Genomic DNA, 16,702 nt, shown 5'->3' on the forward strand with positions numbered 1-16,702 from the left:
ATTAATGCTACGAAGATGGCGTTGTGGGGTGATGGAACGCATCGGGTGTCGTTGGACGAGGTGATCGTGACCATGCGTGAAACGGGCAAGGACATGTCCACCAAGTACAAGGAAACCGCGATGGGCGGACTGGCCGTCAACGTCGTCGAATGCTGACCGCCGCATGCGCTGTGAGGCCCGCTCTGCGTGCCTGAACGCTCGTTGCGGGCGCAGAGCAGGCCCCGCAACGCAAGAACTTACACACCAACAAGGAAGAACCTCATGACACTCGCACCTGAAGGCCGTAAGTTGCTGCGCGTTGAGCAGCGTAACTCGGCGGTCCCGGTTGAACGTAAGCCTGAGTGGATCAAGGCCAAGGTCCAGATGGGTCCGGAGTTTGTCCAGCTCAAGAATCTGGTGAAGAAGGAAGGCCTGCACACGGTGTGTGAGGAGGCCGGTTGCCCGAACATTTTTGAGTGTTGGGAAGACAAGGAAGCGACGTTCCTGATCGGCGGGTCCGAGTGCACCCGGCGCTGTGATTTCTGCCAGATCGATACCGGTAAACCGTCGCCGGTGGACATGTTCGAACCCACCAAGGTGGCCCGCAGTGTCCAGGCGATGCAGTTGCGGTACGCGACCGTGACCGGGGTGGCCCGTGATGACCTGGCCGATGAGGGTGTGTGGTTGTACGCCGAAACGGTCCGGAAGATCCATGAGCTGAATCCGGGCACCGGGGTGGAGTTGTTGATCCCTGATTTTTCCGGCAAGCCTGAGCACATCGCGGCGATCTGTGATTCCAAGCCCGAGGTGTTCGCGCACAACGTGGAGACCGTGCCGAGGATTTTCAAGCGGATCCGTCCAGCGTTCCGGTACGAGCGGTCCTTGGATGTCATCACGCAGGGCCGGGATTTGGGGATGGTGACCAAGTCCAACCTGATCCTGGGCATGGGCGAGACCCGTGAGGAGATCTCCGAGGCGTTGCGGGATCTGCACGCGGCCGGGTGTGATTTGATCACGATCACCCAGTACCTGCGCCCGTCCGAGCGGCACTTGCCGGTGGACCGGTGGGTCAAGCCGCAGGAGTTCGTGGACCTTCAGCACGAGGCCGAGGAGATCGGGTTCCTTGGTGTGATGTCCGGGCCGTTGGTGCGGTCCTCGTACCGGGCCGGGCGTTTGTGGGCCACCGCGATGCGGAAAAAGGGCTGGGAAATCCCCGCCGCCCTGGCACACATCGAGTCCTCCGGCACCACCCGCCAGGAAGCCTCCACCATCCTCGCCGCCCACGGCTAAACACCATCCTCGCCGCCCACGGCTAAAGACCAACACCTGCCAAACACCACAAGCACACCAAGGACTCCCTCATGATCCCCATACGTGTTGAAATCGTTCCTACCGATGGCATTGTTGACGCCGTCGGCAAGGCAGTACCAACAGGCGCCGCTATCAGTGTTACTTGCCTGCCGCACCACGGGATCGGGCCAACCCTGCGCACCGCGGCACAGCTCAGCGAGCTCGGCTATAGCGTGGTTCCGCATGTGGCCGCTAAGTGCGTGGAAGGACGGGCCCAGCTCGAAAAGATTCTGCGGGATTGCGAGAATGCGGGTATCTCCGAAGTTTTTGCCATAGGCGGGGACGCGGCCCAACCGGCAGGACCCTATGCCACCGGCAGTGAGTTGCTGAGGGACATCGCGGACGTCACCGGTGGCCAAATGAGGGTTGGGGTGGCGGGCTACCCCGAGGGGCACCCGAACATCAACGGACTCCAACTCGTGGAGGCTCTGCTGGAGAAGCAGGAACTGGCCAGCGGGATCGTCACGCAAATGTGCTTCTCTGCAGAGACCATCCACAGCTATGTGGAGTCGCTGCGGAGGGAAGGCGTGCACCTTCCGGTGATTGCCGGCGTCGCAGGTGCAGTACCCAAGGCCAAGCTCATTTCGCTGGCCACCAAGATCGGGGTGGGTTCGTCGTTGAAGTTCCTGAGCAAGAAGGGCCCGCTCGCCCGGCGCCTGTTGGTGGGTGAACGTTACTCGCCTGAAACGCTGATCCTCGAGCTGGCCGAACGTCCGGGTATAGACGGCATCCAGCTCTACAGCTTCAACTCCTTGGATGCGCTTCCGCAGCCGGTCTAAGCAGCCTGCCGCCCCGGACGCGTGATGAGGGGCACTATCTGCCCACAATTACCGGGTAGCCCTAAAACCCGGGCGTAACCTTGAAGCGGACGCCAGTGCCGCCGTCGTACGTTTGATCCTGCGACGAAAGGCGAGCCGCCCCTTGAAGGCTGTAGCGGAAATGTTCACGATGGGCCCTGGAAACAAGGACCACCATCCCGCACTCCGCTGCGCTGTAGGCGTGTTTGTGCCGCTGATTACGTTGACGCTACTGGGGCGGCTGGACTTGGCCGTGTTCGCGTCGTTCGGTGCGTTCGCCGGAATTTATGGTCGAAACGAACCCCACAGCGTGCGTTTCCGGAGCCAATTGCGCGCCGGTGGCTTCATGCTTTTCATCATTCTTCTGGCCACACTCGTGGCCCGTTTCGCGCAAGCCGGAGGCATCGATGGTGCCGCCTATTCCTGGCTGCTGACTGCAGCCACCACTATTGTGGCCGGTGCGTGCTCCGTGGTGGTGGCGGCTTGGCGGCTCCGTCCCGGCGGCTCGCTCTTTCACATCTTTGCCTTCGCTGCCATTGCCTCGATCGCCGCGCAGCCTCCCCTTTGGGAAGCCATGTTGGTGGCGGTGGGTACTACGATCTTTTGCCTGCTGATCGGTATGTCATCGCGCGTCCTCAAAAGCCACCGGACTCAGTGGAAGCGCCCGCCGCGCATCCGTCACACCGCGGCTGAGCGGCGGGCGATCTGGCTTGAAGGCGGCGGCTACCTGGTTGCTGCAGGCTTGGCGGGAACCATCGCAACGTTGGTGGGGGAGCGGCTCGGGTTCGGGCACACCTACTGGGCTATGGTGGCGGCTGTTGTTCCGCTGGTGGGTCACTCCACCCGGCACAGGGTGAGCCGTGGCATCCAAAGGATCGCGGGAACGGTGCTCGGGCTGGTGCTGCTGGCAGGCATTCTCTGGCTGAATCCCGCGCCGTGGGCCATGGTCCTGGTGATCGCCGCGTGCCAGTTCGGGGCGGAGATGTTCATTGCGCGGCAGTACCTGGTGGCGCAGGTCTTCGTGACGCCCCTGGCCTTGATCGCCACACTTCTGGCTGCCCCCGTTGACCCCGCTTTGTTGCTGCGGGACCGCATCATCGAGACCGTCATTGGTGCCGCCGTCGGCGTCGCAGTAGTGGTGGCTCCGGCAGTTTGGCGGCGTTTGCGGGCGTCTGAACCCGGCGCTTAGCACTCGGGCAACGCCAGGTTTCGGCACCGCGGGAACAAATCACCTACTATCAACTGGTTAGACAAGCGAGATACATGTCTACCAAAGGACTGGTGATGAGCGACAAAGGTGAACGTCAGGGCTATTGGTACGGGCTGGAGAGCCGCAAACAGATGGGCGCCGTGGATGTCCTGAACGCCCTCAGGGACTACCGCTCCGCCGAAGCTGACATGCGGCGACGAACGCAGGCTTCCATGGGCATGGGCGAAACAGATCTCATGGCCCTGAGGTATCTCCTGGAAGCTGAGCGCGCGGGAAGGGACGTAGGGCCGAAGGAGTTGACGGTCCGATTGGGAATCACTTCAGCTTCCATGACGTCTTTGGTGGACAGGTTGGTCAGATCCGGCTACGTGAGCCGTGAGCCGCACCCCACTGATCGGCGGGCCCTCATTCTCAAGCCCACCCTGGGATCGGATCAGGAGGTCCGCAACACTCTGGGTGATATGCATGCCCGGATGATGGAAGTTGCGGGGACCCTTGATCCCGAGGAAACGGCAGTGGTGGTGAACTTTCTCAGGCGCATGCGCGGCGCCATTGACAGCGTGGCTCCGTAACCCCGACTGGACTTAAGTAGTAAGTACACATATAACTAGATAGCCAAGCTACTTACTAGTAAATGTGTGGGAGAGAACGATGACAGTCGCGCTGCGTGAACTAAGCTCCACACCAGTGGCTGAAAATACCGTGGACATTGTCTCGGAACAAGTTATCCCCCAAGGACCCGTTCACTGTGGTTCACATATGGCCATCTCCGCCGGACCATCCTACGACTCCATGCAATGGGTCTCCGTGGAGCCCATCTGGCCCGAGTGGGCCTGCGGGTGCGGTTTCCGCATGGACGTCGACGCCCTGGACCCCGTGAGCGGTGTCTGGATCGCGGCGCTTCGCCGCCAGAGCCTGCAGCACGAACTGGCAATTGCTCAGAACACGCTGGAGCTGGCGTTCAAGAAAGCGGTCGACGCCGGTGTCGACCCTCGCGCTCTGGCCGAGGTGACCGGAGTCCCGGCCACCGAAATCGACTCCCTTCTTCAGTGACGCTCCTTGAACGGGCGGCTGTCCGCGCTGATCGCGGGGCTGTCTGTACTGATCGCGCGGCTGCAAGGGAAACTTCCAGGGCAGCTCGCGTCACCGCAACTGCCGCATCTGCAGCTGCAACCGCAAGCGCCGCAACTGCCGCATCTGCAAACGCCAGTCATCCCAATGTGGTGCTCGGAGGCCGCTACCGGCTCGGCTCCCAATTGGGTGGAGGCTCGGAGGCGTACGTCAAAGAAGCCTGGGATCTGGATACGGGCAAAGCGGTAGCGGTCAAGATCTTCAGGTCAACGGACTCCACGGATAACGCCCCCTTTCGGCGGGAGCTGGATATCCACGGACGTTTGCGGCACAAGAACATCGTCAGAGTTCTGGACTCGGGAGACACCCACGACCCGGGAGTCACTGACCATGTTGAATGCCTGACCGGAACCAAAGCGTTCCCAGGCCCTCCCCTGGAGTCCATGGTGGCAAGGACTCTCGGGGAACCCCGAATTCCCGGCACGGTGCGGCGGCGCTGGTCCATGGTGCTTCATGCCATGACAGACCCCAATCCGGCCGGCAGGCCGTCTGCCAGCCAAGCCGTCGGTATGCTCCGACGACTCAGCTGGTAGCCAACAATCAGGCCGATAGCGGCATGCGTCCTTATGCCGAACTGGGGCCTCCTTTAGGAAAGAGAGAATGAAAAATGGGAATTATCGGATGGATTATTTTGGGTCTGATTGCCGGCGCCATTGCCAAGGCCATCATGCCCGGTAAGCAGGGTGGCGGCTGGATCACCACAATCCTCCTCGGCATTGTGGGCGCCGTTCTGGGTGGTTGGATCGGCAGCGCACTCTTCAAGGTGGGCATCAACGAGTTCTGGTCGCTTTCCACATGGCTGCTCGCCATCGGTGGCGCACTGCTTGTCCTCATCATCTGGGGACTGGTCACGCGCAAGAAGGCGTAACTGCCCCAAGCCAAAGAGACCCCGACACTGCACGTTCTGCAGTGTCGGGGCTTTTGCTTTAAGCCAGCCCACCGCTAAGTCAACGGCCCAGAATCCTGGCCTTCTGGGCCTGAAACTCATTGTCAGTGAGCACGCCGGCACCTTTCAGCTCCCCGAGCTGCTTGAGTTGGGCGAGCATGTGATCTGTTGGATCGACGACGGCGGCCGGTGCAGGCGGCGGAGGCACCGGCGTCGCGCCCAAGTGCGTGCGCCTTCAAGGTATCGGAAGCGTTGAGGCAGAAAGATCACCCACTAAGGGTGAGTGTGGGTGGTTGGCGTTCGACGACGGGTGGCTGGGATAGGTGCATGCCAGTCGGTCACAAATCCCCCGTAGCCGGGCAGCTGCAGACGCCGTCCAGAGGTCGGTTACGCTGCTCAAAGCCACGCCACACTCCGCACGCATAGGGCCACCAATGACGCACTCGTTTGCCGCCGACAACGCCGTCCCACAGTCGGAAAATTCGTCGGAACCTGCGCTCGAGCGCAGCCCCGTCGTCGAACGCAGCGCTGCTGGCACTGCCTTGGGAGCGTTCGGGATGGTGGCCGTCGTCGGCGTGTTCGCATTTCTCCTCCACATGCTGGCTCAGCTTTCACTGCGAGTCGGTCCCGGCTACTCGGGCTGGGCGCTGGACACCATCGATTCCCCGTTGGCCGCACTGCGTTGGTTCTTCGGGGACATGACCGAGCCCCTGTTCTACAAGTCCCACCTCGCAGCCCTCGGACTGCTCGCAGGTGCCGTGGCCGCGTGGTGGGTTGGCCGACGAGGCAGCAACTGGGCGGGCACCCTCAGCTACGGTTCCGGGCTGTGGCCCTGGGTTCTGGCTTCCGCGTCGCTGAGTTTGATGCTCTCCAACCTGGTGTTCGGGTGGATGCTCGACGACGGGTGGCAGCCCACGTTCGTGCCCTTCGTCTGCGTCGCTCCTGCAATCGTCCTGCTCTACGGAGCGGGGTGGAGGACCTGCATCACCGGCGCCGTTCTGGGAGCCGCCACCACCACACCGTTGGCGTTGCTGTTCATTCCCACCCTTTCAGCACCTCTGGGTCTGCCAGCCGTGGTGGCGAACGTGGCTGCCATGTCGGTGGGCTCGGTCATCTCGTTCCTGGTGGCCCGGCGGCTGCCGTGGCTTGCCCTGCGGGAGACCCGGAAAACTCGGGATACTCGGGAGGTTCGCCCGGAGACGCAAGCCGAGCTGCCGCCGTCGAGCCTCAACCGAAACATCCCGGCAGACGCCGCTTGGGCTGCGCGACGGGTACTCAAGGACTTCACCGAAACCCATTTTTTCGCCAACGAACTCGCCGGGGCTGGTGTGATCCTGGCTGTGGCCACGGCGTTTGTCCTCAACCCGGGACTGCCGGCCTACGGGACGGGGCTGCTGCCGCACATTCTGTTTGCCCAAGCGTTCACCTCGGCCATCGGCGTCGTCCTATGGCGGAACTGGTACCGCGCCGGCGGGTGGGCAGCCACCTACGCGTCCGTCGTGTCGGTTGCTCCGGCGGCAGTCCTCGCGTACGGCGGTTCCTGGCAGGGAATGGTGGGCGGGGCCGTCCTGGGCGCGGTCTTCGCCCCGCCTCTGGCCCGGGCTATTTCCGCGCAGCTGCCCGTCGGCTTCCATCCGGTTATCGGTAACACTGCGGCCATGGCAATCTCGACGGCGGTCGCGTTGCCGCTGCTTGGGCTGCTGCCCTAGTTGTACTGCCCAAGTGGCAGCTAATGACAATGTTCCTCGGGAACATTGTCATTAGCTGTGAACTCGGGGAGTTCAGCCGCCAACGTGATGAATCGTGAACGCACTCAAGAAGCCGACGGCGGCCGTGAGCCCGGTCAGGTTGTGGTGCTCCTCGAAGGCCTCGGGGATCATGGTGTCGGCCAGCATGGCCAGGATTCCGCCCGCGGCGATGGCGGTGATGAACGCGATCACGCTCTCCGGAGCATTTTCCAAGGCGGTGTATCCCAGTAGTGCAGCGAGCCCGCTGAACAGTGCAATTCCGGTCCACGTGCCAAAAACGTAGGCGGGGCTACGTCCGGCCTTCTTCATGCCGGCGGTGCTGGACAGGCCCTCCGGGACGTTGGAAATGAAGACGGCGGCGAGCATGGCCGGGCTGACAGCTCCACCTGCGAGGAGGCCAACACCAAGGACCACTGATTCCGGGATGCCGTCAATGAGTGCACCCACTGCGATGGCCGTGCCGCTTCCGGGGGAGTCCTTCTCGGAAGGTTGAGTGCCTCCGGAACGTTTGCGATGCTTGGCTCCAGCCCGGGCCAGCAGGACGTTGGAGCCCACAAAGATCACGGCGCCCAAGAGGAAACCCAGGATGGTGGGGAGCAGCCCGCCGCCCTCCACGGCTTCATCAACCAGTTCGAACGCCAACGCGGAGATCAGGACGCCGGCGCCGAAAGCCATCACCGTGGACACGATTTTGGCCGGCACTTTCCAGATCCACGCTACGCCCGCCCCGAGGACCAAAGCACCACCGGCCAGCGTTCCCCACATCAAGGCCTGCAACCACATCGGCATAATTCCCGCCTTCCATCGGCCTTTACACGTGCATCAAGAAGTGTTGCACATAAGGCCCGGATTGCTTTTCCGAAACTGCACGATAGGGCTGCGTTCGATGGGGGAGCTCGATTTGCCTGCGTGGGATTGGCTTGTGGGAGTCTTGAGGTTTTCCTGAGGAAGTGTTGACCGTTCACAGGATTTGTTCTTGATCCGGGCCCGGCAGAGTAGTTCTTGTCAGCCAGAGAGGCTGGAAAAATGAACGGCCGGCCGGACCCGCGGTGGCCTCCCGAAAGGACCATACTCAGATGGCCATCAGCCTCAAGACCACTTCCGGCAAGATCCTCGCTTCCGTCGCACTGGTCGGCACCGCAGCCGCCGTCGCCGGCATGGGCACCTACGGCGCGTTCACTTCCTCCACCTCAGCCTCCCAGGCAGTCACCGCAGGCACCGTCACCATCGCCCTGGGCGCACCCGGACCGGCCAGCACCCTCAACGTCCCGGTAGCTGGCTTGCTGCCCGGCGACAAAGTCGAAAAACTCGTCACCCTGGCCAACACCGGCAACTCGGATTTGAACAACGTCACCCTCACCACCTCCGCCGGCGCCACCGGATCGCTGCTCACCACGGATGTGACGAACGGTCTGCAGCTGACCATCGAGAACTGCTCCGTGGCCTGGACCGGTGCCACTGCACCCTACAGCTGCACCGGCACCCGAAGCACCGTCCTGGCCTCCGGCCCCGTGATCGCAGCGAACAAGGCCCTGAGCAACCTGGCCTCCCTGACCTCGGCCAAGACCGACAACCTCAAAGTCACCACCGCGTTCCCCACCACCGCGAACAACGACTTCCAAGGCGCCACCTCAACCATCGCCTTCGCCTTCACCGGCACCCAACGCACCGAAACCACCAAGTAAGCAACACCAGGTAAGTACAAGAACCACCACCAGCCCCGCCGGGCCTGGTCGGGCGCCCCCCCTGCCCGATCAGGTCCGCCGGTATTGACGCACCCGGATCCACCGCTTGACGCACCCGGAGCCACCGCTTGACACCGCGAGCAAGCTCTACCCCCGCGAATTTCGCCCCCACACGGAAGGAACGCCAACTCATGAGCACCATCACCAGCATCAACGAACGCGCAGTCCATGGCCGGCGTTCCGCCGCGGAGGCTAGTGCCGCCGTCGGGATTTCAGCGGATCCGGCCGCCGAGACCGCCGCTGTGAAGCAGCCCGCAGCGGCCACAACCGTAACCGCCGTCAGTGCTGAACCGCGTGCGTTCCGCCGGGTTGCCGGCAAAGTGGTCAAGGGCATCGGCGTGGGCATGCTGGTCCTGGCCGCCATGGTCTTCGTACTGCTGGCGATCGGGCCCCGCATCCTCGGCTACCAGACCTCCACCATGCTCACCGGATCCATGGCGCCCCTGATCAACCCCGGTGACGTCGTCGTGACCGTCCCCACCCCCATCACCGACGTCAAGGTAGGCGACATCATCACCTACCACATCCCGGTCGAAGACCAGCGGGTGGAAACCCACCGCATCACCGAAATCACCACCACCGCCGACGGCGGCATCGCGGTCCAAACCAAAGGCGACGCCAACAACGGCATCGACCCCTGGATCGCCACCCTCCAAGGCAAAACCGTGGACAAGCAGATGGCCACCATCCCGCACGTCGGCAACGCCATCCGCACCCTCCGCGAACCCATCGTCATGAACACCCTCATGTACGGCGCACCCGCCATCCTGGTCATCGGAATGCTCGCCTCCATCTGGACCAAAAACCCCAACAAGACCACGCCGGAAGACACCGCAGGAGCCGAGGCAGCAAGCAGTGAGTGAGGATTTGGGCCCCACGATCGAGGCAGCCGTCCTGGAACCGTGGAGACTGCAAGAGTTGGCTGACGAGTTGGGGGACTCAACCCCGGCACTGGGCTTTCTCGCCAACTACCTGTCCATGCTGCCGGACCGGATACTGAACATCTCCCGCGGCTTGTGCCGGCACGACGCCGTTGTGAGCATGGACGCCATCCTGAGCCTCAAGATTTCCTCGGCCATGGTGGGAGCTCTGGAGACAGAGGGCCAGTGCGAGGCCATCGAACTGATGATTCGGGAAGACCAATTCGACTCCGCGGTCCGGGCATTCCCTGCCCTTCAGCAGTCCACGGACCGTTGCTTTGCTGCAGGACCGCAGTTGCTGCGGAAGGCGCGGGAGTCGCTCTGCTCCTGGCCCCGGACTACTTATTAGGCCTCGGATCTCTTGTGAGGATCGCGGGTTCGGTTCAGGGTGAGGGATCAGCGCTCGGCTGGCACGCTGGTGTCAGCCGCCTTGACCTCCTGCGGCACCAGGAACAGTGCGGCTACGGCCAACAGCCCGGCGGCGGCGAACACGTAGAAGCCGGCAGGGTAGGCGATGTTCGCGGCAACCAAAGTCCCCGTCACTGCGGGCCCGACGATCGCTCCTAGCCTGCCCACTCCAGCTGCGAAGCCCAGAGCGGTTCCACGAAGGCGAGGCGGGAAGAGTTGGCTGACCCAAGCGTAGACCAAGACTTGCGAGCTAAAGACGAAGACCCCGGTGACGAACACTGCTGCGTTGAGCAGGAACTCGTTCTGGATCTTGACGCTCAGAATCCCCAGGAACACCGCAGACAGTCCGAACCACATCAGCACGATCTTTTTGGTCCCGTGTTTGTCGGCCAGGACTCCGGCAAGGAAAAGACCCGCGACGGCGCCAAGGTTCAGGACCAGTAGCAGCGTAAGGCCCGTGCTGACGGGGTATCCGGCGGCGGCCATCAGCTGCGGCAGCCACGTGTTTAGGCCGTAAACCAGCAGAAGCCCCATGAACGAGGCGATACCAATGCCGACCGCCACCATGGGGTACGGCTTCTGCAGGAGGTCGCGGAATCCGGTCTTTGGCTTGGTGGCCGTTGAACTCCCGACGGCGATTTTCGCCTTCGCGGGTTCGCTCGCCTGTGGCCTCTCGGCTTCTGCCGGGCCAACCTTGGCCGGAGCTGCTTCAAGGAGCGATTCCGGCAGTTTGGCCCACAGGAAGGGCAGGAGTGCCAGGCCGGCAATGCCGCCGATGATGAACATGAGCCGCCAGTTTGGAACGATGAAAATTGCCAGAAGTGCCGTTGCTACAGCGCCAACGTGATAGCCGGTCATAGTCCGGGTGGTGGACTTACCGGCGGATCCGGCGGGTGCGTAGTCGTTGATGTACGCCAAAGCGGCGGGAAGGCAGGCGCCCAACCCGAGTCCGGCCAGCATGCGAAGCAGGGAGAAGACTGCCACGTTCGGGGCAAAGGCAACGCCGATGGTGAACAGGGAGAAGCTTGCCACGCAGGCGATCAGCAATTTGCGGCGTCCGAACTTGTCTGAGAGCGGCGCGATGAAGAGTGCACCGAGGCCTACGCCCACCAGTGAAATGGTGGCGGCGAAGGTGGCCCCGATGGCGTCAAAGCCAAGCTCGCCTGTCTTGATGAGTGTTGGGATGACGGTGCCCAGCACCACGAGGTCGAAGCCGTCCAACACCATGGCCAACCAGCAGAGCCAAACGGGCCATTGGGAGCGGCGGGCAGATGACATCGTTGGCATAGCGTCCTCGGTACTTCTCAGATGGATCGTTCCGACAGCAGAACGATTGGTCAGTCAGTTATGAGAGTTGTATCACCGCATGCTGTTGTCTGGCACACGCCCTACCATTGAATGGAAGGCTGCTGGGTGAAGGATAGTTGAAGTAGGGCGCTCGGGTGCCGTGCCCTTGGAACACCGTGCCCCTGGAACACGTGATCGGCGAAACAGGCAGCAACGCCGATGGCGTAGTGATCGGGAAGTAGCGCCTACGACAACCCCGCCCGGGAAGCAGTACCTGTGACACGACGACCAAAAAGCAAGGGAGCATCTCGTGGCCAACTCGGCATCAGGCGATTCTGTGGTGGACCGCGTGGTCAGGGTCATCGAGGCCTTCCCGGAAGGGGTGACCTCCTTGCAGTTGAGTGAGCTCGCAGACCGGTCCGGGCTCCCGTTGTCATCGGCCCACCGTCTGGTCCGGCAACTCTCCGGGCATGGCCTCCTGGATCTTGGCGCAGGCGGAACGGTCCGCTTGGGACTGCGTTTGTGGGAACTCGTCAACCGGAATTCACCCACGCTGGCTCTCAGGCAAGCGGCCATGCCCTTCATGGAGGATATACAGCAAGTCCTCAACCAGAATGTGAACCTGGCTGTGCTTGACGGCTGGGAAGCACTGTTTGTGGAACGGCTTTCCCGGCGGGGATCAGTGGCCAACCGGGCGCGAGTCGCAGGACGGATGCCCGTCCACATTTCCTCTGCAGGCCTGGCCCTGATGTCACACCAGTCGCGTGAGGTGCAGGCGGAGTACCTCGAGCAATTTGCAGATCCGTCCGGAAAGGTAACTGCCGGCGTCGTGCGTCATCTGCTGGCAGAAGCGGCGCAGCAGGGGTACGCGCAATTGGCTGGCGTGGTGGATCCGGACACCTGGGGAATTGCCGTGCCGGTGATAAACGGCAAGCGGCGCACTGTAGCGGCGCTTGGAGTGGTTGTGCCGTTAGCCGAGATGCGGTTACAGGCGCTGGTGCCCGCGCTCCAAACAGCGGCTCGGGGGATCGGCCGTCAACTAGGCGACTAAATTCCAGTTTCCGTTCAACGGAATCCATGTAACGCCAATCACGCCTCGCGGCCCACACTGAATCCAGATTCATCCCGCTTCCAAGAAAGCCGGGATCCGCAACGAAGCGAGGAAAACCATGGCACGTACACCGATTATCACCCAAGTCGCCATCATGGGCGCAGGGCCTGCCGGCTTGATGCTCTCCCATCTGCTGGCACAGCAGGGCATCGAGTCCGTGGTGGTGGAAATCCGCAGCCACAAGGAAATTCAGGAAACTGTCCGTGCAGGAATTCTCGAACACGGAACCGTGAACTTGCTGGTCGATTCCGGTGTCTCGGACCGGGTGCTGCGCGAAGGCGACCGACACGACGGAATCGAACTGCGGTTCAACGGCGAGAGCCACCGCATCAATTTCAAGGAACTTGTGGGTGAATCCGTGTGGCTTTACCCGCAGACGGACGTTTTCGCGGACCTTGCCGCTAAGCGGGAGACCGACGGCGGCGACGTCCGCTACAGCGTCACGGACACCACCGTGCACGACCTCGAAGGCAAGCCGAAAGTCTGGTTCACCGACGCCGAAGGCCAGGAGTTCGAAATCCAGGCCGACTTCCTGGTGGGCGCCGACGGATCCCGCAGCCACTGCCGCTTCCAGATCCCTGAAGCCAACCGCAAATGGTACTTCCACGAGTACCCGTTCGCATGGTTTGGGATTCTCGCGGAGGCGCCCCGCAGTGCCGACGAACTCATCTATGCCAACTCTGAGAACGGTTTTGCCCTGATCAGCCAGCGCACCGAAACCGTTCAGCGCATGTACTTCCAGTGCGACCCCAAGGAAAACGTGGCCGACTGGGACGACGAACGCATCTGGACCGAGTTCCGCAAGCGCGTCAACGGCAACGGGTTTGAGCTCAAGGAAGGACCTGTCCTGGAAAAGATGGTCCTGCCGTTCCGCAGCTTCGTCCACACCCCCATGCGTTACGGCAACCTTTTCCTTGCCGGCGATGCTGCGCACACAGTTCCGCCCACCGGCGCCAAGGGCCTCAACCTGGCCATCCACGACGTCAAGGTGCTCTTCGAGGGTTTGGATTCCTTCTACTCCAGCGGCTCCACTGCGCTGCTCGATTCTTACAGCGATCGCGCCCTGGACCGTGTGTGGAAGGCTCAGCACTTCTCGTATTGGATGACGTCCATGCTGCACACCGTGCCAAGCGCCGACGATTTCGACCGCGCCCGCCAGCTCGGCGAGCTTCACTCCGTGGTCACGTCCGAGCACGCCAAAGCGTATCTGGCGGAGTCGTACACGGGCTGGCCGACCTCGCGGTAAGAGCTGGACGTTCCACGCTGGATATTGGGGGGCGCGGTTCCGGGCCCTGGGCCGCCCTGGGCGCGGGTCGCCGAGGGCAGGCGGCGGGATGCACGACGCAGGTTTGGTGGGAGTAGGAGTCGCCGACCAGACCGTGTATCGCCCCTGCCTGGAGCCTGCCCCACAACCCGTACCGCCCCTCGCATCGCATCGGACCGGACACGCCACACGCCACACGCCGTTATTCAGACAAGTCCCACGCCAACCCAGGGCAGCGCCCTGCGTCATTTGTGGCGTGTTTGTGTTCTGTGGGGTGTGTGGTGGTGGTTGCGTCGGGGTGTTTGGTTTGGGTCGATGTGGGGTGGGGGGATGAACCAGGGGACGCCGGTTTTCATGTCGATGCGCCAGTGTTCTTTGTGGATGAGGTGGTGGTGGTGGCTGCAGAGCAGGGTGCCGTTGTCGGTGCCTGTGGTGCCGCCGTGGGACCAGTAGGTGGTGTGGTGGGCTTCGCACCAGGGTGCGGGCATGGTGCAGTCGGGGAAGGTGCAGCCTTGGTCGCGGGCGGTGATGGCTTTGCGGATGTGGGGTGGGAAGATCCGGGTGGTGCGGCCGATGTCCAGGACGCGGGAGTCGCTGCCGAGCAGGACGGGGATGATGTCGGCGTCGCAGGCGATTTTGCGGATGGTGCTGGGGTGGATCGGTCCGAGGAACGTCCCAGTCCCAGTCCCAATCCCGGACCCGGTCCCTGCCCTTACAACGCTGCCGCTGCCGGTGCTGGTGTCGTTGGGCTGGCTGGCTTGGTTGTGGTCGGTGAGTTGTTTGAGGAGTTCTTGGTAGCCGATGGTGACGGTGAGTTGGGGTCGGAGTCCGCCGTTGGAGGGTAGTTTTTCTGTGGTCATCGCGACGCTGCAGGCACCGACGAGGCCGTTGAGGAGTTTCTGGGCCCGGGAGCGCCGGTCCAGGTCCGGGCCGGTTCCCTTGTCCGTGCCGGCATCATCGCCTCGGCGTCCTTCAGCGTTGGTTGCGACTGCGACGGCTTCGGGGGTGGTGTCGGTGCTTTGGAGTCGGGGGTTGGTGGCGGTGTTCATGACGGTGGTGAGGGTTTCGTATTGTTCGTCGGTGGCGAAGATTTCGATGTGGTGGAGTCCGTAGCGGCGTCGGCTGCGCAGGAACGCGCCTTGGTGTTGGCGGAGGGCTTCTTCGGATGGTTCGGGGCCGTCGTGGTCGATGTGGTCGATCCAGCGTTTGGTCATTTTGGTGACGAAGTCCGGGTCGGTTTCCACCGCGGTGGTGGTCAGGGCGTGTTCCATCCGGGTGATGGTTTCGGCGTCGGTGAGGTGCCGGACTTTGTCCAGGGCGGTGCTGATGATCGTCGCGGACCGGGAAGACACCAGTCCGGATCCGACAGCGTCGGCGAGGGCTTCGCGGCGGGCCGGGATCTGCTGCCCGGTCATGCCTGTCTGGGGGAGGACGTCGGGGGCGAGCGCGAGCCTGCGCCGGGCTTCACCGATACCGATCCGCAACCGTGCCCGCAGGAACTGTGCCGCGTCCCGAAACCCATCATCCAGCACACTGGCCGTGGACCTGGCGCCACCCGCTGACCCTGTGCCCATGCTCGTTGCGGAACAGGCCCTACTTACGGCCTGTGCCGCGTTAGTGGAGCGTTCTTCACCAACGAACGATGATTCCGTGTCGGTTCCCGTCACCGGTTCGGTCCACCCCGTCCGCCAATCCTGCGCACCTGCTGTCGCTGACGACGACCGAGGTCCCGATTCTTGTGCTTCCTTCCGGGCCTGTTCCACCGCCTGCGCCGCAACGACCTGCAAATACTCCACGCTCCGCGAGATCTCCTCAACCCGGCCCGCAAAATCAGCAGCCTCCACAAACCCCAACAACCGCACCTCACTGGCCGCCATTGATCGCAACACATTGGTTGCAGCAGCACCCGCTAGAAGCGCCGCTTCCAACGCATGAACATCGGACCCGGAGAACCCCGCAGACGGTTCTGCCCCTACCGCAGGCGCGCATCCCGCCGAGGTGCTCAGCGACTCTGCCCCTACCGCAGGCGCGCATCCCGCCGAGGTGCCCAGTGACTCTGTCCCTACCGCAGGCGCGCATCCCGCCGAGGTGCCCAGTGACTCTGTCCCTACCGCAGGCGCGCATCCCGCCGAGGTGCCCAGCGACTCAGGCACTTCCCCAGGTGTGGATTCCGTGGACCCGGATAGGGGCGTGGACAAGGGCGCAGGTACGCGTTGCGGCTCGGATTCGGCGGGATCGGTCAACGGTTCAAGCAAAGCCGCGGACAAAGGCCCGGCCACGCTCTTCGACCCGGATTTCGAACCTTTCGACCCGGGTTTTGCACCCTCGGACAGCGTCTCAAGTCCAAATAGCAGCCCAGTGCTCCGGGACATTCCCGCGTTGGTTGCTGCCGCCGTCGGGCACTTGCGCGCTGGTGGTCGGGAGGCCACGTCCAAGGAGATGCGTGTGACATCCTGGGGCGCCTCATTGGCGCCGGGCGAACCTGCCCGCCGCGCCAAAATCTGCCCTATGCCTTCCATAACTCAACCCTGTCACGAAGGCTCGACGGGCATCAGCCCCTATCGGTGCTATGTGGAAAACCCGGTTCGAGGCGCAGAATACTGATGGAATCCGAGCTGCACGAACTACCGTGCAAACAGGCCCATTGAACCAAGCCCGGCATCACCGGTACGGCAGTTGCGCCTCGTGGTGGGGGCTGAGGCTGCGTTAGCGTTTTTCCGTGACGCCCTGGGCCTGCCCGAGCAGGCTGCGGTCGAAGGAGATGGGGACGCCCCCGTCACTATCCTGGAAGCCGGGCGCACCACACTGGAGGTTTCCAACCCCGGATAGGTTCCGCTGATCGAGGAGGTTGAGGCCGACGGCCAAC

Annotated in this window: 19 protein-coding genes; 15 read left to right on the plus strand and 4 right to left on the minus strand. The window is 63.0% G+C overall.

All coding sequences use genetic code 11. From position 1 onward, the window contains the following. From J7I86_RS20765 to J7I86_RS20800, 8 genes are all read left to right on the plus strand, one after another. Positions 1 to 156 (plus strand): L-serine ammonia-lyase, iron-sulfur-dependent, subunit alpha (locus J7I86_RS20765; RefSeq protein WP_214822829.1); only part of this gene is annotated, 156 nt, incomplete at its 5' end. 105 nt (positions 157 to 261) lie between these two features. Then, a complete protein-coding gene (gene lipA, locus J7I86_RS20770; RefSeq protein WP_011774451.1) occupies positions 262 to 1,269 on the plus strand; it encodes a lipoyl synthase in 1,008 nt (335 codons plus the stop codon). A gap of 71 nt (positions 1,270 to 1,340) precedes the next feature. Further along, positions 1,341 to 2,108 carry a methylenetetrahydrofolate reductase gene (locus J7I86_RS20775; RefSeq protein ID WP_214822756.1) on the plus strand — a complete coding sequence of 256 codons (768 nt, stop codon included), beginning with the start codon at positions 1,341 to 1,343 and terminating at the stop codon, positions 2,106 to 2,108. 142 nt (positions 2,109 to 2,250) lie between these two features. After that, entirely contained in the window at positions 2,251 to 3,315 is a 1,065-nt protein-coding gene (locus J7I86_RS20780; protein ID WP_214822757.1) for an FUSC family protein, read from the plus strand. 74 nt (positions 3,316 to 3,389) lie between these two features. Continuing rightward, complete coding sequence (locus J7I86_RS20785) at positions 3,390 to 3,908, plus strand: MarR family winged helix-turn-helix transcriptional regulator (protein ID WP_214822758.1); 519 nt, start codon at positions 3,390 to 3,392, stop codon at positions 3,906 to 3,908. Positions 3,909 to 4,023: 115 nt separating this feature from the next. Further along, positions 4,024 to 4,389 (plus strand): hypothetical protein, encoded by a 366-nt coding sequence (locus J7I86_RS20790; RefSeq protein WP_309476775.1) that lies wholly within the window; start codon positions 4,024 to 4,026, stop codon positions 4,387 to 4,389. Beyond that, positions 4,386 to 5,000: a protein kinase domain-containing protein gene (locus tag J7I86_RS20795; RefSeq protein WP_214822760.1), complete on the plus strand. Its 615-nt coding sequence runs from the start codon at positions 4,386 to 4,388 to the stop codon at positions 4,998 to 5,000. The genes J7I86_RS20790 and J7I86_RS20795 overlap by 4 nt, the downstream gene beginning before the upstream one ends. A 74-nt stretch (positions 5,001 to 5,074) precedes the next feature. Further along, complete coding sequence (locus J7I86_RS20800) at positions 5,075 to 5,335, plus strand: GlsB/YeaQ/YmgE family stress response membrane protein (RefSeq protein ID WP_062065229.1); 261 nt, start codon at positions 5,075 to 5,077, stop codon at positions 5,333 to 5,335. Positions 5,336 to 5,414: 79 nt separating this feature from the next. Here the strand turns inward: J7I86_RS20800 and J7I86_RS22985 are convergent, their stop codons facing one another. Next, positions 5,415 to 5,576 carry an SHOCT domain-containing protein gene (locus J7I86_RS22985; RefSeq protein WP_286180095.1) on the minus strand — a complete coding sequence of 54 codons (162 nt, stop codon included), beginning with the start codon at positions 5,574 to 5,576 and terminating at the stop codon, positions 5,415 to 5,417. A gap of 211 nt (positions 5,577 to 5,787) precedes the next feature. On the opposite strand from J7I86_RS22985, the gene J7I86_RS20810 reads away from it, so the two are divergent. Beyond that, complete coding sequence (locus J7I86_RS20810; protein ID WP_214822761.1) at positions 5,788 to 7,062, plus strand: hypothetical protein; 1,275 nt, start codon at positions 5,788 to 5,790, stop codon at positions 7,060 to 7,062. Between the two features lie 72 nt (positions 7,063 to 7,134). On the opposite strand, the gene J7I86_RS20815 is transcribed toward J7I86_RS20810, so the two are convergent. Then, complete coding sequence (locus tag J7I86_RS20815) at positions 7,135 to 7,890, minus strand: ZIP family metal transporter (RefSeq protein ID WP_214822762.1); 756 nt, start codon at positions 7,888 to 7,890, stop codon at positions 7,135 to 7,137. A 287-nt stretch (positions 7,891 to 8,177) separates the two neighbouring features. Here J7I86_RS20815 and J7I86_RS20820 point away from each other — a divergent pair, with 287 nt between their 5' ends. The 3 genes from J7I86_RS20820 (at position 8,178) to J7I86_RS20830 (ending at position 10,115) form a co-directional block, all read left to right on the plus strand. Then, positions 8,178 to 8,786: a TasA family protein gene (locus tag J7I86_RS20820; protein WP_286180096.1), complete on the plus strand. Its 609-nt coding sequence runs from the start codon at positions 8,178 to 8,180 to the stop codon at positions 8,784 to 8,786. 191 nt (positions 8,787 to 8,977) lie between these two features. After that, entirely contained in the window at positions 8,978 to 9,709 is a 732-nt protein-coding gene (locus J7I86_RS20825; protein WP_214822764.1) for a signal peptidase I, read from the plus strand. Beyond that, positions 9,702 to 10,115 (plus strand): Hpt domain-containing protein, encoded by a 414-nt coding sequence (locus tag J7I86_RS20830; protein WP_214822765.1) that lies wholly within the window; start codon positions 9,702 to 9,704, stop codon positions 10,113 to 10,115. The genes J7I86_RS20825 and J7I86_RS20830 overlap by 8 nt, the downstream gene beginning before the upstream one ends. A 47-nt stretch (positions 10,116 to 10,162) precedes the next feature. Here the strand turns inward: J7I86_RS20830 and J7I86_RS20835 are convergent, their stop codons facing one another. Then, on the minus strand, positions 10,163 to 11,461 hold the full coding sequence (locus tag J7I86_RS20835; protein ID WP_214822766.1) for an aromatic acid/H+ symport family MFS transporter: 1,299 nt from the start codon (positions 11,459 to 11,461) through the stop codon (positions 10,163 to 10,165). A gap of 310 nt (positions 11,462 to 11,771) precedes the next feature. Here J7I86_RS20835 and J7I86_RS20840 point away from each other — a divergent pair, with 310 nt between their 5' ends. Together J7I86_RS20840 and J7I86_RS20845 are read left to right on the plus strand one after the other, a co-directional pair. Continuing rightward, complete coding sequence (locus J7I86_RS20840; RefSeq protein ID WP_214822767.1) at positions 11,772 to 12,512, plus strand: IclR family transcriptional regulator; 741 nt, start codon at positions 11,772 to 11,774, stop codon at positions 12,510 to 12,512. 118 nt (positions 12,513 to 12,630) lie between these two features. After that, positions 12,631 to 13,818 carry a 4-hydroxybenzoate 3-monooxygenase gene (locus tag J7I86_RS20845; RefSeq protein WP_214822768.1) on the plus strand — a complete coding sequence of 396 codons (1,188 nt, stop codon included), beginning with the start codon at positions 12,631 to 12,633 and terminating at the stop codon, positions 13,816 to 13,818. A gap of 263 nt (positions 13,819 to 14,081) precedes the next feature. On the opposite strand, the gene J7I86_RS20850 is transcribed toward J7I86_RS20845, so the two are convergent. Next, on the minus strand, positions 14,082 to 15,932 hold the full coding sequence (locus J7I86_RS20850) for a DUF222 domain-containing protein (RefSeq protein ID WP_396019931.1): 1,851 nt from the start codon (positions 15,930 to 15,932) through the stop codon (positions 14,082 to 14,084). Here J7I86_RS20850 and J7I86_RS22990 point away from each other — a divergent pair. Next, positions 15,835 to 16,440 (plus strand): hypothetical protein, encoded by a 606-nt coding sequence (locus J7I86_RS22990; protein WP_286180116.1) that lies wholly within the window; start codon positions 15,835 to 15,837, stop codon positions 16,438 to 16,440. The two genes, J7I86_RS20850 and J7I86_RS22990, sit on opposite strands and share 98 nt — an antisense overlap. Positions 16,441 to 16,702 lie beyond the last annotated feature (262 nt).

The organism is Arthrobacter sp. ISL-95 (assembly GCF_018613695.1).
In the GTDB taxonomy this organism is placed as follows: Bacteria; Actinomycetota; Actinomycetes; order Actinomycetales; family Micrococcaceae; genus Arthrobacter.

Excerpts from the sequence above, each read along its gene's own strand:
- J7I86_RS20835 (WP_214822766.1), bottom strand. The coding sequence starts at position 11,461 with ATGCCAACGATGTCATCTGCCCGCCGCTCCCAATGGCCCGTTTGGCTC.
- J7I86_RS20845 (WP_214822768.1), top strand. The coding sequence starts at position 12,631 with ATGGCACGTACACCGATTATCACCCAAGTCGCCATCATGGGCGCAGGG.
- J7I86_RS20775 (WP_214822756.1), top strand. The coding sequence starts at position 1,341 with ATGATCCCCATACGTGTTGAAATCGTTCCTACCGATGGCATTGTTGAC.
- J7I86_RS20825 (WP_214822764.1), top strand. The coding sequence starts at position 8,978 with ATGAGCACCATCACCAGCATCAACGAACGCGCAGTCCATGGCCGGCGT.
- J7I86_RS20815 (WP_214822762.1), bottom strand. The coding sequence starts at position 7,890 with ATGCCGATGTGGTTGCAGGCCTTGATGTGGGGAACGCTGGCCGGTGGT.
- J7I86_RS20810 (WP_214822761.1), top strand. The coding sequence starts at position 5,788 with ATGACGCACTCGTTTGCCGCCGACAACGCCGTCCCACAGTCGGAAAAT.
- lipA (WP_011774451.1), top strand. The coding sequence starts at position 262 with ATGACACTCGCACCTGAAGGCCGTAAGTTGCTGCGCGTTGAGCAGCGT.
- J7I86_RS20785 (WP_214822758.1), top strand. The coding sequence starts at position 3,390 with ATGTCTACCAAAGGACTGGTGATGAGCGACAAAGGTGAACGTCAGGGC.
- J7I86_RS20820 (WP_286180096.1), top strand. The coding sequence starts at position 8,178 with ATGGCCATCAGCCTCAAGACCACTTCCGGCAAGATCCTCGCTTCCGTC.
- J7I86_RS20800 (WP_062065229.1), top strand. The coding sequence starts at position 5,075 with ATGGGAATTATCGGATGGATTATTTTGGGTCTGATTGCCGGCGCCATT.